Raw genomic sequence first — 13,145 nt, forward strand, 5'->3', positions numbered from 1 at the left:
TTGCCGGAGCAGTTCATCCGCATCCGCGAGGGCCCGCCGCCCACCCGCGCGACCTCCTGCTGCACCTCGGGGTCGATCGGCCAGCCGGCCGGGCAGCGCAGGTCGCCGGCCACGAGCCCGGCACCCGCGAGGATCTTCTCGGTTCCCTCGACGTGGAAGTCCTCCCCCGAATGGCTGCCCGCGGCCAGCGCGAGCAGCTCGTCGTCCAGGTCGAGCCCGGACCGCAGCATCGCGACCGCCTGCATCGGCTTGTTCGCCGACCGCGGGAAGATCACCGCCTCCGGCTCCCCCGCCCGCACGGTGACGCCCCCGTCCGCGGCGATCCCGATCGCCGCCCCACGGTGCCGGGACTCCACGAACCCGGACCGTTCCACCTCCACCAGCACAGGATTGATCATGCCCGCATCCTCCCCGGTCAGCGGGGCTTGATGCCTAGCAGGGTGCGGGCCTCCGCAGAAGGCATGGGCGGACGCTGCGCCAGGTGCGCGGCCTGCACGGCGCGCTCCACCAGCTGGACGTTCGCCGTCACCGGACGGCCCTTCGCCAGGGTGAGCGTGTCCTCCATGCCCACGCGCAGATGGCCGCCGGCCGACAGGGCCGCGAACAGGACGGGCAGGGACGTCCGGCCCACGCCCGTCGCCGACCATGTGGCCCCGTCCGGCAGCGCCTCCACGGCGGCGACGAGCGTCCGGGCGTCGCCCGGCATACCGCCCGGCACGCCCATCACCAGGTCGCAGTGGACGTGGCCGCCGTAGGGAAGGCCGTGCTTGTCCAGCAGCCGGTTCAGCGCGGCCACCTGGCCCAGATCGAACAGCTCGAACTCTGGGACGACCTCAAGTTCCTGGGTGCGCTGGTAGAGCTCCACCATGAACGGCCACGGGTTCATGAAGACGTCGTCGCCGAAGTTGACCGTCCCGCAGGTGAGCGAGCACATGTCGGGTTCGGCGTCCAGGACGCGCAACCGGTCCTCGTACGGGTCGGTGACCGCACCGCCCGTGGACAACTGGACGATCAGTCCCGTGCTCTCCCGCAGCGCCGCCACCGTGTCCCGCAGCCGGGACGGGTCGAGCGTGGGCCGCGCGTCGTCGTCGCGGATGTGCACGTGGATCACGGCCGCGCCGGCCGCCTCGCACTCCTTGGCCGTCTGGACCAGTTCATCCAGGGTGACGGGCAGGGCCGGGACGTCCGCCTTGGCGGACTCCGCGCCCGTGGGCGCCACCGTGATGAGCGTCGTTGCTCCCATAAGCGGCAGAATGCATGGTCATGCGTGCAGTAGTCCAGAGGGTGAGCCAGGCCGGCGTGTCCGTGGCGGGACGTGTCGTGGGCGAGATCGAGGGGCCGGGGCTCCTGGTTCTCGTGGGCGTGACACACGACGACGGCCCGGAAAAGGCCCGCAGGCTGGCCGCGAAGCTGTGGGGGCTGCGCATCCTGGAGGACGAGAAGTCGTGCTCGGACGTGAACGCGCCGCTCCTCGTCGTGAGCCAATTCACTCTCTACGGGGACGCCCGCAAGGGCCGCCGCCCGTCGTGGACGGCCGCCGCGCCCGGGGACGTCGCCGAGCCCCTCGTGGACGCCGTCGTCCGCGAGTTGCGCGCCCTCGGCGCCAAGGTCGAGACGGGCGAGTTCGGTGCGGACATGAAGGTCGCGCTCGTCAACGACGGCCCGATCACGCTGATCGTCGAGGTCTAGCGGAATCCGTGCACGAGGCCGGCCAGGACGGCGATCGTCCCGGCGGCGGCGAGAAGGATCAGGAGCCGGTCGGGCAGGGCGAGGCGACCGCGGACGTCCGGGGGAACGGCGCCGGTCTCGTTCTCGTCCCGCGGAGACCGCTTCCGGAAGGGGGCGCGGAGACCGGCGAGCCGCCACAGCGCGTCGTTCCTGAGCCGCTGATGGCCGGGGCCGCAGGCGAACAGCCGTCCCCTGGTGCGTTCGGTGCAGCCGGCGCCCCGCCGTGTCGACACCCGGCACACGGTCGGGACGAACGCGAACTGGTAGAAGCACCAGCCGAGCAGGACGAGCAGCGCGACCCGCCACGAGTGCAGCCACCAGGCGACCCCGCCCAGCGCCGCGAACAGGGCCCACCACACCAGCGCGGACTCCCGGCGCGGGCGGCGCCGGGTCCCCCTCCTGGCCGCCCTGTCCCGCTTCCCAAGGTTCGCGACCATAGGTAGGATTCCACCTTCCCCGGGCGGCGGCCGTCATAAATCGTCTATGTCCGACGATATTCGCCCAGAGGGGTGCGTTGCTACCCGTGTGCCGTGGGGCTACCCGTGTGCCGCGGGACGCCGCCGCAACGCGATCTGCGCGTTCGCCCCGGTGTCCGGCGACACGACGACCTCCTGCGCCGCCGCGACCCCGCCGGCCAGCAGTTCCGCGTCCACCGGAACGTTCCGCTTCACCGTCGCCAGCGCGATCGGCCCCAGCTCGTGGTGCCGGGCCGCGGAGCCGACGAAGCCGATCGTCCGGCCGCCGGGAATCTCGACCGGGTCGCCGTGCGCGGGCAGCCGGTCCACGCTGCCGTCCAGGTGCAGGAACACCAGGCGGCGCGGGGGCCGGCCGAGGTTGTGGACGCGCGCCACCGTCTCCTGCCCCCGGTAGCAGCCCTTGTTCAGATGGACGGCCGTCTCGACATAACCCGCCTCGTGCGGGATCGTCCGCGCGTCGGTGTCGCGGCCGAACCGCGGCCTGTGCTCGGCGATCCGCAGCGCCTCGTACGCCCAGATGCCGGCCGGCCCGAGCCCCTCGGGGAACTCGCCGCGCGGCACGATCCGCGTCGCCGTCCCGGCGACGTCGGGCCAGGCCAGGCCGCCGGCACCGGACGGCCCGGTGACGACCATGTACGCGTCCGACACGTCGGCGACCTCGACGCGCAGCATGAACCGCATCCGGTCGAGGAACTCCACCAGGGACGGCGCGGCGCCCGGCTCCACGTGCGCCCACGTGGCCTCGCCGTCGTCGATGACGAAGAGATGGTGCTCGATGTGGCCCTTCGGGTCCAGCAGCAGCGCCTCGGTCGGCTCGAACGGCTTCAGCGACTCCAGGTGCTGGCTGAGGAGGCTGTGCAGCCAGCGCAGCCGGTCCGGGCCGCAGACGCGGACGACGCCCCGGTTGCTCCGGTCGACGAACGCCGTCCCCGCTTCCAGTGCGCGTTGCTCCCGCGTCGGATCCCCGTAGTGCGCGGCGACCTCCTGATCGGGCGCATCGGCGGCGACGGCTCCGGGCGACTGCAGCAGCGGGCTCTCCATGCCGTCCAGACTATGTGGAGCGGCACTCCTTGCACCGCCCGTACACGGTGAGGTGGTGCACGTCCGTTTCGAAGCCGAAGTCGCGCCGCAGGACGTCCGCGAGCCCGGCCGCCGCGCGCGGGTCGACGTCCTCCACGGTGTGGCAGCCACGGCAGACGAGGTGGATGTGCTCCGCTTCGGCGGCGAGATGATAGTTCGGCGGGCCGTGCCCGAGATGGGCGTGCTTGACCAGCCCGAGCTCTTCGAGGAGTTCGAGCGTCCGGTACACGGTGGAGATATTGACGCCGCGGGCGGTGCGCTGCACCTCGGTGCAGATCTCCTCGGGGGTCCCGTGCTCCAGGTTGGTGACCGCCTCAAGGACCAGCTGGCGCTGAGGGGTGACCCGGTACCCCTTGGCCCTCAGCTCCTCCTGCCACGACTCGACCATGCATCGAGTCTAGATCCCGGCCGCGTGTGCCCACGGAGAAAAACTGCTTGCCTCACCGGCCGCGCTCGCATACGTTGCGAGTACGCGCGAAAGGAGGTGGTCCAAGAAATGGTTGATTCTAGGACTCGCGAGGTGGCTGTCCGCTAGTCGCCATCCCGCCTCGGCGCCGCCGCCCTGCGGCGGCCTCCGGTCGCGACGGTGACCGGCGAATACCAGGCAGTTACCCGATCCCCGGACCGATGGACCCGTCCTGTCCATCGCCCCGCCATCCGGCGGGAGGTCCGGGGATCGTTCATTTCCAGGGGCTGTGCCCGGGGCCGTCAGGACACCTTCTTGAGCTGCGCCGACAGATGCGACTGGAGCTTGTGGCCGACGGCCGCCATGTCGTACGCCCAGCCGAGGTCCTCCCCGATCAGCCCGTACAGGCGGTGGCCGCCGGTGACCTCCTTGGCCGACTCCGTCCGCGCGACGACGTCGGTGTGCAGTTCCACCCGGTTGAACGCCACGTTGCCGACGTAGATCTCGATGATGCCGGTCGGGTGCGCCAGCGTCACCTCGACCTGGTGGTCCGGACGCGGCCGCCAGTACCCGGTCTCCATGGCGAGCGGACGGCCGAGCGTGCCGTCCTCCTCGATCATCCAGGACCGGCTCGCATAGATCAGAAAAGGCTTCCCGACATGGGTGAAGGACAGTTCCTGGCCGAAGTTGAACGACTCGATCGTGGGATAGCCGCCCACGCCGGCGCCCTCCCAGGTGCCGAGCAGGAACTTCAGAGGCTCAAGGTCCGGGTGCAGCTCAGGAACATCCATGGAAACCGAGCGTAGCGGCGTCCCGGAGGCCGCGCGTCCCCGCCGGGCGATCACCGGACCCGTGACCGGGGCCGTCCTATTTCAGCCGGCTCAGCCGGATCACGAGGAGGACGGCGGCGACCGCCATGAGTCCGAGGGCGAGGACGAGGATCCCCGCGTTCACCATGCCACCCACACCGCAGGATGCTACGGGCATCGGCGGGTTAGAGTGCGGCTATGGCCAGACCGCTGGTGATCAAGGTGACGGTGGGGGCGGACGCCCCCGAACGATGCAACCAGGCGTTCACCGTGGCGGCGGCCGCCGCGGCGAGCGGCGTACCGGTCTCGCTGTGGCTGACCGGGGAGTCGGCGTGGTTCGCGCTGCCGGGGCGGGCCGCCGAGTTCTCACTGCCGCACGCCACCCCCCTGGACGACCTGCTCACCGTGATCCTCACCACCGGGCGCGTCACCCTCTGCACCCAGTGCGCTGCCCGCCGGGACATCGGCCCGGACGACGTCCTGCCCGGTGTCCGCATCGCCGGCGCCCCGACCTTCGTCGAAGAGGTCACCATGGACGATGTCCAGGCGCTGGTGTACTGAGACGTCCAGGAGGTGGACGACGGCCTCCAGGCCCGTGTCCTGGCCGAGGCCCCGCCAAGCCTCGGGCGTTCGCCGGTCCCGGCGGGCGAGAGCCGCGACGGCCAGGCCCGCGACGGTGGAGCCGGCCAGGCCGAGCATGAGGTCGCCGATCGTGTCGCGGTAGATCGTGACGGTTTCCGGCGTGTCGAGGATGAACACCCCGTACTCGGCGAACTCCCAGAGGATGGCCGCGATGGCGCCCGCCCCCGCGCAGGTCAGGGCCAACACCCACGGCTTGAGGCCGCCCCGGCGGCCAAGCGCGACACCGGCGCCGGCGCTCAGCAGTGCCCAGTTCCCGAAGTGGCAGGCGTCGTCGAACCAGGCGACCGTGTCGTAGAGGTCGGCGGCGTTCCCGGCGACGTCCACGACGAAGGGGAGCGTCACGAGGAGATCGACGTCCCAGGGGAAGGGCCGGGCCCGGCCGCGCAGCGCCCAGATCAGGGTGACGAGCATGACGGCGGCGGGGTAGGCGGCCACCCGGACGCCCATCGCCTTGTCCGCGAACCGGTCCCAGTCGGGGAAGGCCACGGCGAGCCCCAGCAGCACGGCCAGGGCCGCCTTGGCGGCGAGTGCGAGCGGTCGCCATCGGGATGTGTCCATGCCGGTCAGCATGGCGTTTCGCCCGGCGTGGGCACATCCGTCCGCCTACTCAGACCCGCCTGAGCACCTTCCCCGATCCGGCCCGGGGACGGCGGGACCACGCGTCCCGGGCGGTAGAAGGGCCACAGAATGGATATATAGCTCAGCCGACGCCCCCATCCAGGAGGAACCGGCCGGATGCTCGACATACCCCTGTGGGCCTGGGGTGCGACGATCGGTCTGATCACCGCGCTCTTCGTCCTCGATTTCTTCGTCGCCGTGCGGCGGCCGCACGCGGTGGGGTTGCGGGAGGCCGCCTCCTGGTCGGTCTTCTATGTCGCCGTCTCGGTCCTGTTCGGCGGCGCGCTCTGGCTGCTCGGCGGGTCGACGGCGGGGACGGAGTTCTTCTCCGGCTACATCGTCGAGAAGAGCCTGTCGGTCGACAACCTCTTCGTCTTCGTGATCATCATGGCCCGGTTCGCGGTGCCGGCGGAGTACCAGCAGAAGACGCTGCTGTTCGGCATCGCCGCCGCGCTGGCGCTGCGCAGCGTCCTCATCGCGATCGGCGCGGCGGCGATCAACCTGTTCTCCTTCACCTTCCTGGTCTTCGGTCTCGTGCTGATCTGGACGGCGGTGCAGCTCATCCGGCACCGCAACGAGGAACCCGACGTCGAGGACACCTTCCTCGTCCGCCGCGCCCGCGCGCTGCTGCCGCTGAGCGAGGGTTTCCACGGCGGGCGGATGCTCGCCCGCGAGGACGGGCAGCGCGTCATGACGCCGCTGCTGCTGGTGTTCGTCGCCATCGGCAGCACGGACGTCCTTTTCGCGCTCGACTCCATTCCCGCCGTGTTCGGGGTGACCCGGGACGCGTTCCTGGTCTTCACCGCCAACGCGTTCGCGCTGCTCGGGTTGCGCGCCCTCTACTTCCTCGTCAAAGGGCTCCTGGAACGCCTGGTCTACCTGTCGATCGGCCTTTCGGTGGTGCTGGCGTTCATCGGCGTGAAGCTGATCCTGCAGTTCCTGCACGAGGACGTCACCGGGTCGATCCCCGAGATCCCGACCATGTTCTCACTGGGCGTGATCCTGGCGATTCTGCTGTTCACCACCGCCGCCAGCCTGGTCCGCGTCCACGCCCACCCGGAGGAGAAGGCCAAGGCCGGCGCTCTGCGCGGACACCGCGAAAGGCGGCCCCGCGAAGAAGAACCCGCCGCCCGCTGACCGATGGCCCGCTGACCGCCCGCCGTCCTAGAGGAGCAGGCCGCCGGTGGCGCGGATGTTCTGCCCGGTGATCCAGCGGGCGTCGGGGCCGGCGAGGAAGGCGACCACGTCGGCGATGTCGCCGGGCTCGCCCAGGCGGCCCAGCGCGGTGAACTCCGTGGTGCGCTCCAGCGCCTCCGGGGTGTTGGTGGCGCGCAGCATGCCGGTGTCGGTCGCACCCGGCGAGACGGTGTTGACCGTGATGCCCCGGCCGCCGAACTCGCGGGCGGCGACCGCGGTGAACTGCTCCAGCGCGGCCTTGCTCGCGCAGTACAGCACCAGGCCCTGGACCGGGAGGACGGTGTTGAGCGTCGAGATGTTGACGATCCGCCCGCCGTCGCGCAGCAGCGGCTCCGCCCGGCGCATGGCCAGCAGCGGGAACTTCGCGTTCACCGTCATCACCTGGTCGAACAACTCGGCGGTGACGTCGCGGATCGGGGTGGGCGGATTGATGGCGGCGTTGTTGACCAGGACGTCCAGCCCGCCCGCGACGGGTTCGAACAGCGCCTCGATGCTCGCCAGATCCGCCTGGTCGGCGCGGACCGCCTCGGTGCCCGGGACCTCCCGCATGAGCGCGCCCGCGGCGGCCTCGTCCTCCCGGAAGCTGAACACCACCCGCGCGCCGTCCCGGGCGAGCCGCCGGACGATGGCCCGCCCGATCCCCCGCGAACCCCCCGTCACCAGCGCCGTCTTTCCGTTGAGCGTCATGGTTACCGACGGTAGCCGATGAGGCGGTCGCATCAGGCGACGGTCCGCCGTGCGGTCGGGTTTCGTGGCGGGGGACGAGCGCCGTCCCCCGCCACGCGGGTCAGCCGCCGGAGTCGGCCCTGATGCGCTTCGGGGTGGTCAGCCCATGCTCTTGGCACCGTCCAGGGACTCGCGGATGATGTCGGCGTGGCCGGCGTGCTGGGCCGTCTCGGTGATGATGTGCATGAACACCCGGCGGGCCGACCAGTGCGTTTCGGTGAACCACGGGGCCTTCGGCAGCGGCTGGACGGCGTCCAGGTCGGGCAGGCTCGCGACCAGGTCGTCCGTCCGGCGGGCCACCTCGGCATAGGCGTCCAGGACACCGGCCAGCGTCTCGCCGGGGAGCATCCGGAACTCGTCCGCCCGCCGCTGCCAGTCCTCCTCGGTCATCTCGGTGAAGTCGCCCATCGCGGACGGGCCGTCCAGGATGAAGTTCGCCCAGTTCCGCTCGCCCGAGGTGACGTGCTTGATGAGGCCGCCCAGGCACAGCTCGCTGGCGGTGGTCCGCAGCCCGGCCTGCTCGTCGGTGAGGTCGCGGGTGGTGAAGCGCAGGAAGTGCCGGTGCTTCGCGAGCATCGCCAGCAGGTCGGTGCGCTCGCCCGTCATCTGCTCGTTCACGGTCATGTCCGCCGCCCTTCGTCGTTTCCCGCCTCGTCGGTCAACGACCACGCTAGGAACCATTGCGGCCACTTTCCGGCCTGAATTACCGGAGAATCGGGACCATGGCGAACACGAGCTCCCGGACGCTGCGGCTCCTGTCGTTGTTGCAGACCCATCGGTACTGGTCCGGGACGGAGCTGGCCGATCGGCTGGGCGTCTCCGTCCGCACCCTGCGCCGGGACGTCGACCGGCTGCGTGAGCTGGGCTATCCGGTCGAGGCGCAGCGCGGCGTCGACGGCGGCTACCAGTTGGCCGCCGGCGCGGCCCTGCCGCCGCTGGTGATCGACGATGAGGAGGCGGTCGCGCTGGCCGTGGGCCTGCAGGCCGCGGCGCAGGGCGCGGTGGAGGGCATCGCCGAGTCGTCGGTGCGGGCGCTGGCGAAGGTGGTGCAGGTGATGCCGGTCCGGCTGCGCCGCCAGGTGGAGGCGCTGCGTGCGATGACGGTGCCCGCCGGCTGGGGAGGGTCCGCCGCGCCGGACATCGACCCGGCCGTCCTCACCGTGATCGCGCTCGCCTGCCGGGACAGTGAACGGCTCCGCTTCCGCTACACCGCCGCTCAAGGTCACCGGACCGACCGGCAGGTCGAGCCGTACCGCCTCGTTCCGCTCGGCCGCCGCTGGTATCTGGTCGCCTACGACCTCGACCGGCACGACTGGCGCACCTTCCGGGTCGACCGGCTCACCGGACCGGAGGCCACCGGCGCCCGGTTCCGGCCCCGCGACCTGCCCGCCGCCGACGCCGCCGAGTTCGTCCGCGGCGCCCTGAGGGAGATACCGCACCCGCACCGGGTGGAGGCACTGATCGACGCCCCGGCCGCGGTCGTGCGCGAACGGATCGGCCGATGGAGCACGGTCGAGGAGGTGGACGCCGAGCAGTGCCGCGTCACCCTCACCACCGACTCCCTGAACTGGGCGATCATGGCCCTGGGCGTGGCCGGAGCCGACTTCCGCGTCCTGGAACCCCCCGAACTGCGAGCCCGGCTGCACGACTGGGGCACCCGTTTCATCCGCGCATGCTCACGCTGAACGGCTCTGAGCCCGGCCGCCGAAATGATCTGAAACGCCGTCACCGCGGGCCGAGATCAAACTTGGGATCGGCATTGCCACCGTGCTTGCAACGTGACAAATGGATCTCCACCACGGCCGTTTGCTCTTGATCCCGAAATCCGGACGCACAGAGGTCTCCGAAACAGCAGATTCGGCCACCACAAAAATGGTCGTCGCTGGAAATCTCCCGCATATATGGTACCAATGCGGAGGGGGACCAGCAGCCCGGAGGCGCCGTGCAGGTCTGTGCGATCGGATGCGGAAACGTCGGATTCAACACACTGAAAGCCTTCCAAATCAGGGGGCACTCCGTCTTCGGCGTCGATATCAGCAAAGCCGCCCGGGGCAATGTCGCCGATTCTTTTGGCGCACATGCCGTCATCGACCGGCTTGCAGAGCTCAGCGGCATGGACATCGTCTTCATCTGCGTTCCCACCGATCCTGACGAGGTGACCGGTCATGCCGACCTCAGCATCATGGAAGAGGTCGTCCGCGGGCTTTCATCACTGGAATCCCGCCCCGCCTGGAGACGTCATCCGCCGGTGATCGTCCAGCGAAGCACCTGCCCACCGGGTTCGGCGGCCAGGTTTTCGGCGGAGTTCGAACACACGCCGTATGCCGTCAACCCGAGTTTCTTATCCAAGGCCACCCAGTGGGAGGACAGCGACCGCCCGCCCAGAATCGCCTATGCGGGCCCGAGCGAGGCAACTGAGGTCCTGGACGAGGTCTACAAGGAGTTCACCGGCGCCCCGAGGTATGTGTCCACGTCGTACGAGGCCGTGGAGCTGCTGAAATATATCGAGAACTCGATCGACGCCGTGCTCATCAGCCTGTGGAACGAGTATCTGCAACTGTCCGACGCGCTGGGGATGCAGCGCCGGTTCTTCGTTGAGCTCGCCAGGGAGATCACCTCGCGGGATAGATTCGCCACCACGCTGCGCGTGCCCGGCGGTTCCTTCGGAAAGTGGTGCCTCCCCAAAGACCTGTCGGCGCTCCTCGGCATGTGCGCGGATCTCGGTGTCGCCGGTCATGTGCTCAGGGGCGCGCAGCTCACCAACCAGCAGATGAAGGACCATGGGGAGAACCTCGCCGCGACGAGCGAGTTACTGGCCTTGTCGGGCGGGCGCACGGTTCCGACGGACACCGCCGCAACCGCGCTGCTGGGCGGCTGCCAGGGCGTCCCGGGGGCGGATGGATGCTAGGAGAGCGCGGCGAGAAATGGTGGCAAAAGGTATTCCACGACACCTTTGTCCAGATCTTGGCTGGAATTCTCATAGCCGCCGTTCTCGCACTATCTCCGCATCTGATCGAAAGTTTGACGTGGCACATTGCAGCCTATATAGTTTGCGGATTCGCCGGTCTCGGGATATGTGCAGGTGGCATCAGGACTGTGATCAGCAGAAGAGTCATCGACCGTGCAGGTTCACATAATACGGCGAATGAGATCGAGCAGCCGGTTTCCGGACGCGGCGACCTGGAGATACTGGCGCGCGAGGCGATCGGGGCCCTCGGGTTGAAGGTCACGGTCCGGGACGCCGAACTCCAGGCGACACCGCAGGTGGTATCGACCTTCGTCGACCTGAACATGCGGCGCGAAGCCACCGGTCTCATGGGCTACTACGACGCGGTCCGTTTTCTTCCCGTCACCCTGCCCAAGCAGAGGCATCCGGGCGGCCCCTACGAGATGGAGGTCGTCCGGGTCGACTATTCCCTGATCGCTCTCGTCAGCGATCCCGTTTCGCCCGCGACCGTCCGGGAGTCGGTCATGCGGCGGATCAGCCGCTTACCCAACGTCGACCCGGCGATACGCAGCGAATGGCGGGAAGGCCGCGTGGGGCTGCTGGGAACACAGCTCTGCCTCATCACCTCGGACCGGAAGATCCTGCTCAGAAGGCGGGGAGTCAACGTCCTCTTCGCCCGGAACCGCTGGGACGTCTCGGTCAGCGGTTTCTGCGGCACCGTCGATCTCGACGGTGAGTCGATACTGAACCCCTGCCTGACGGCGGAGCACGAGACGCTCAGAGAGATCGGCCATGTGCGCGCCGACCCGCGCAATCTGCGCATGCTGGGCGTGGTTCGCAACACGAACACGGGTGCCTTCGACATCCTCCTGGCCTGGGAGACCGACTCGGACTCCAGAGCCATCATGAAACTCCTGACGGCCAAGAACGCCCGGGAGAACACGGTTTTCGACACCGGCGTCCGGGCGATCGAACGCTACGTCTGGGACTCCAAGAACCTCCTCGTCAACCTGGACGCCGAGGACATGGAGTTCGCCTGGGACAGGTGCGGCGTCAAGGCCGAGGACTTCGAACCCCAGTCCCTGCTGTGCCTTGACCTGACCTTACGGATGTTCGCGAGCGACCGGGAACACGGGTTCCTGCGGCAAGGAGGTCCGGAAAATTGAGCGCACTCACCCGGGTGTCTCGGAAAGTCGTCTACACCAACCCCTGGCTCACCGTCTACGAGGACAGGATCAACCGCAGCGGAAAGCCCGGGATCTACGGTGTCGTCGAACGCCCGGACTCGGTCGTCATCAGCGTGAAGTCCCCCGGCGGGAACCTCCTGATGCTCAACAGCTTCCGCTACCCGACCGGCGAATGGTCCCTTGAGCTTCCGATGGGCGGGATCGACGGCGGCGAGTCCCCCGCCGGCGCGGCGCGGCGCGAACTGCGCGAGGAGACCGGTGTCCGATGCGACGATCTCCAAGAGCGCGGCTGGTTCTACGCCCTGCCCGGCCTGAGCGACCAGAAGGTCTACGTGTTCTCCGGCTCGGCCCCCGACGGGACCTTCGGGGGCGACATCGCCGAGCACAGCGAAGAAGACCTGGGCAGTACCGCGTCGGTCGCCGCGAACCGCCTGGGCGAGATATACCGGCAGGGCCGGATCACCGACAGCCTGACCCTGTGCGGCCTGCTCATCGCCGGTTTCCACTTCACCTGACCGCGGTCTTGGGCGACAGGCCGCAAGTCAACGCAGTGGGTGGACGCGCAGGGCCGTGAACTCGAACTCGCAGTTGTCGGCACGCAGGCCGATCGAACCGGAGCGGGCGATCGGCGGGCCGTGCTCGCCGCCGTCCACGGCCTCCAGCAGTTCGCGGCCGTTCCGGGAGACGGCGATGGTGACCAGTGAGCGGCCGTTGGAGGTGATCCGGACGCCGAACGACTGCCACGCACCGAACCGGAACGGGGCCCGGACCTGGCCGAGTGTGACGTAGGTGCCGCCGTTCTCGGTGCCGCCGGTCAGCTTCTTCTTCACCACCAGCAGCCCGTCCCGCCGGTTCAGCGAAGCCACGTAGAGCTCGGTCTGGTCCTGGCGGCGCAGCATCAGGTGGACGCCGTCGCTCGGCCTGGTCGGTGCGCGCCCGCCGCCGGCCACGAACCGCAGGGTGCGGATCCTCAGCGTGACCTGGACGTCGTCGAAGTCGGTACGGCGCGTGTTCATCCGGAACACGCTCGACCCCGTGCCGGTGGACGACCGGGCGTCGGGGGTGGCGCCGTCGGGCGGACCCGACCAGCCGACGCCGTTCCGGGCGAAGAAGGATCCGCTGGTCACGTCCCAGTCCGGGGAGCGGCGCGCGTCGGAGGCGCGGGGGTTCCAGTGCGCGTACTCGTTGGTGATCAGCCGGTCGCGTCCGGACGTCGCGGGCGCGAAGTCCGCGCCGCCGGAGCCGAGGCCACCGGTCACCGACCAGACGGCCGGGGGGATCGCGGCGACGGCGAGGGCCCCCGCGATGATGGCCTGCCGGGAGGGCATC

Annotated in this window: 16 protein-coding genes; 7 read left to right on the plus strand and 9 right to left on the minus strand. The window is 69.7% G+C overall.

The genetic code is table 11. From position 1 onward, the window contains the following. Together AF1_RS02345 and AF1_RS02350 are read right to left on the minus strand one after the other, a co-directional pair. A partial coding sequence (locus tag AF1_RS02345; RefSeq protein ID WP_174548809.1) for an asparaginase occupies nucleotides 1-398 on the minus strand: 398 nt, incomplete at its 3' end. A gap of 17 nt (nucleotides 399-415) precedes the next feature. Next, nucleotides 416-1,243 carry a beta-keto acid cleavage family enzyme gene (locus AF1_RS02350; RefSeq protein WP_067793207.1) on the minus strand — a complete coding sequence of 276 codons (828 nt, stop codon included), beginning with the start codon at nucleotides 1,241-1,243 and terminating at the stop codon, nucleotides 416-418. A gap of 20 nt (nucleotides 1,244-1,263) precedes the next feature. Here AF1_RS02350 and dtd point away from each other — a divergent pair, with 20 nt between their 5' ends. Beyond that, nucleotides 1,264-1,689: a D-aminoacyl-tRNA deacylase gene (dtd, locus tag AF1_RS02355; protein ID WP_067793364.1), complete on the plus strand. Its 426-nt coding sequence runs from the start codon at nucleotides 1,264-1,266 to the stop codon at nucleotides 1,687-1,689. Here dtd and AF1_RS02360 read toward each other — a convergent pair. The 4 genes from AF1_RS02360 to AF1_RS02375 all read right to left on the minus strand — a co-directional run bounded on the left by AF1_RS02360 (nucleotide 1,686) and on the right by AF1_RS02375 (nucleotide 4,481). Beyond that, the gene (locus AF1_RS02360) at nucleotides 1,686-2,165 is read right to left on the minus strand and encodes a hypothetical protein (protein WP_067793210.1); all 480 of its coding nucleotides are present in this window, start codon (nucleotides 2,163-2,165) and stop codon (nucleotides 1,686-1,688) included. The genes dtd and AF1_RS02360 overlap by 4 nt on opposite strands. 99 nt (nucleotides 2,166-2,264) lie before the next feature. Next, nucleotides 2,265-3,245 (minus strand): CAF17-like 4Fe-4S cluster assembly/insertion protein YgfZ, encoded by a 981-nt coding sequence (ygfZ, locus tag AF1_RS02365; protein WP_067793211.1) that lies wholly within the window; start codon nucleotides 3,243-3,245, stop codon nucleotides 2,265-2,267. Between the two features lie 10 nt (nucleotides 3,246-3,255). Further along, nucleotides 3,256-3,672, minus strand: coding sequence for a Fur family transcriptional regulator (locus tag AF1_RS02370; protein WP_067793213.1), 417 nt, complete (start codon nucleotides 3,670-3,672; stop codon nucleotides 3,256-3,258). Nucleotides 3,673-3,992: 320 nt separating this feature from the next. Beyond that, nucleotides 3,993-4,481 carry a heme-binding beta-barrel domain-containing protein gene (locus AF1_RS02375; protein WP_067793215.1) on the minus strand — a complete coding sequence of 163 codons (489 nt, stop codon included), beginning with the start codon at nucleotides 4,479-4,481 and terminating at the stop codon, nucleotides 3,993-3,995. A gap of 216 nt (nucleotides 4,482-4,697) precedes the next feature. Between AF1_RS02375 and AF1_RS32920 the strand changes: the two genes are divergently transcribed. Then, nucleotides 4,698-5,060 (plus strand): DsrE family protein, encoded by a 363-nt coding sequence (locus AF1_RS32920; protein ID WP_084262360.1) that lies wholly within the window; start codon nucleotides 4,698-4,700, stop codon nucleotides 5,058-5,060. Between the two features lie 816 nt (nucleotides 5,061-5,876). Beyond that, nucleotides 5,877-6,896, plus strand: coding sequence for a TerC family protein (locus tag AF1_RS02390; RefSeq protein WP_067793221.1), 1,020 nt, complete (start codon nucleotides 5,877-5,879; stop codon nucleotides 6,894-6,896). Between the two features lie 27 nt (nucleotides 6,897-6,923). On the opposite strand, the gene AF1_RS02395 is transcribed toward AF1_RS02390, so the two are convergent. Then, nucleotides 6,924-7,643: an SDR family NAD(P)-dependent oxidoreductase gene (locus AF1_RS02395; RefSeq protein ID WP_067793222.1), complete on the minus strand. Its 720-nt coding sequence runs from the start codon at nucleotides 7,641-7,643 to the stop codon at nucleotides 6,924-6,926. A gap of 138 nt (nucleotides 7,644-7,781) precedes the next feature. Further along, the gene (locus AF1_RS02400; RefSeq protein WP_067793223.1) at nucleotides 7,782-8,306 is read right to left on the minus strand and encodes a DinB family protein; all 525 of its coding nucleotides are present in this window, start codon (nucleotides 8,304-8,306) and stop codon (nucleotides 7,782-7,784) included. Nucleotides 8,307-8,404: 98 nt separating this feature from the next. On the opposite strand from AF1_RS02400, the gene AF1_RS02405 reads away from it, so the two are divergent. The 4 genes from AF1_RS02405 to AF1_RS02420 all read left to right on the plus strand — a co-directional run bounded on the left by AF1_RS02405 (nucleotide 8,405) and on the right by AF1_RS02420 (nucleotide 12,331). Next, entirely contained in the window at nucleotides 8,405-9,367 is a 963-nt protein-coding gene (locus tag AF1_RS02405) for a helix-turn-helix transcriptional regulator (RefSeq protein ID WP_067793225.1), read from the plus strand. Between the two features lie 257 nt (nucleotides 9,368-9,624). Continuing rightward, entirely contained in the window at nucleotides 9,625-10,590 is a 966-nt protein-coding gene (locus AF1_RS02410) for a Rossmann-fold NAD(P)-binding domain-containing protein (RefSeq protein WP_067793226.1), read from the plus strand. Next, nucleotides 10,584-11,795 carry a hypothetical protein gene (locus AF1_RS02415; RefSeq protein WP_131732341.1) on the plus strand — a complete coding sequence of 404 codons (1,212 nt, stop codon included), beginning with the start codon at nucleotides 10,584-10,586 and terminating at the stop codon, nucleotides 11,793-11,795. Before AF1_RS02410 ends, AF1_RS02415 begins: the two co-directional genes overlap by 7 nt. Next, nucleotides 11,792-12,331: an NUDIX hydrolase gene (locus tag AF1_RS02420; protein WP_131732342.1), complete on the plus strand. Its 540-nt coding sequence runs from the start codon at nucleotides 11,792-11,794 to the stop codon at nucleotides 12,329-12,331. The genes AF1_RS02415 and AF1_RS02420 overlap by 4 nt, the downstream gene beginning before the upstream one ends. Nucleotides 12,332-12,358: 27 nt before the next feature. On the opposite strand, the gene AF1_RS02425 is transcribed toward AF1_RS02420, so the two are convergent. Continuing rightward, nucleotides 12,359-13,144 (minus strand): hypothetical protein, encoded by a 786-nt coding sequence (locus tag AF1_RS02425; protein ID WP_067793235.1) that lies wholly within the window; start codon nucleotides 13,142-13,144, stop codon nucleotides 12,359-12,361. Nucleotide 13,145 lies beyond the last annotated feature (1 nt).

The organism is Actinomadura formosensis NBRC 14204, assembly GCF_001552155.1.
GTDB lineage: Bacteria > Actinomycetota > Actinomycetes > Streptosporangiales > Streptosporangiaceae > Spirillospora > Spirillospora formosensis.

What these genes read in the sequence shown, in the direction of transcription:
- AF1_RS02350 (WP_067793207.1), bottom strand. Translation starts at nt 1,243, where the DNA reads ATGGGAGCAACGACGCTCATCACGGTGGCGCCCACGGGCGCGGAGTCC.
- dtd (WP_067793364.1), top strand. Translation starts at nt 1,264, where the DNA reads ATGCGTGCAGTAGTCCAGAGGGTGAGCCAGGCCGGCGTGTCCGTGGCG.
- AF1_RS02360 (WP_067793210.1), bottom strand. Translation starts at nt 2,165, where the DNA reads ATGGTCGCGAACCTTGGGAAGCGGGACAGGGCGGCCAGGAGGGGGACC.
- ygfZ (WP_067793211.1), bottom strand. Translation starts at nt 3,245, where the DNA reads ATGGAGAGCCCGCTGCTGCAGTCGCCCGGAGCCGTCGCCGCCGATGCG.
- AF1_RS02370 (WP_067793213.1), bottom strand. Translation starts at nt 3,672, where the DNA reads ATGGTCGAGTCGTGGCAGGAGGAGCTGAGGGCCAAGGGGTACCGGGTC.
- AF1_RS02375 (WP_067793215.1), bottom strand. Translation starts at nt 4,481, where the DNA reads ATGGATGTTCCTGAGCTGCACCCGGACCTTGAGCCTCTGAAGTTCCTG.
- AF1_RS32920 (WP_084262360.1), top strand. Translation starts at nt 4,698, where the DNA reads ATGGCCAGACCGCTGGTGATCAAGGTGACGGTGGGGGCGGACGCCCCC.
- AF1_RS02390 (WP_067793221.1), top strand. Translation starts at nt 5,877, where the DNA reads ATGCTCGACATACCCCTGTGGGCCTGGGGTGCGACGATCGGTCTGATC.
- AF1_RS02395 (WP_067793222.1), bottom strand. Translation starts at nt 7,643, where the DNA reads ATGACGCTCAACGGAAAGACGGCGCTGGTGACGGGGGGTTCGCGGGGG.
- AF1_RS02400 (WP_067793223.1), bottom strand. Translation starts at nt 8,306, where the DNA reads ATGACCGTGAACGAGCAGATGACGGGCGAGCGCACCGACCTGCTGGCG.
- AF1_RS02405 (WP_067793225.1), top strand. Translation starts at nt 8,405, where the DNA reads ATGGCGAACACGAGCTCCCGGACGCTGCGGCTCCTGTCGTTGTTGCAG.
- AF1_RS02415 (WP_131732341.1), top strand. Translation starts at nt 10,584, where the DNA reads ATGCTAGGAGAGCGCGGCGAGAAATGGTGGCAAAAGGTATTCCACGAC.
- AF1_RS02425 (WP_067793235.1), bottom strand. Translation starts at nt 13,144, where the DNA reads ATGCCCTCCCGGCAGGCCATCATCGCGGGGGCCCTCGCCGTCGCCGCG.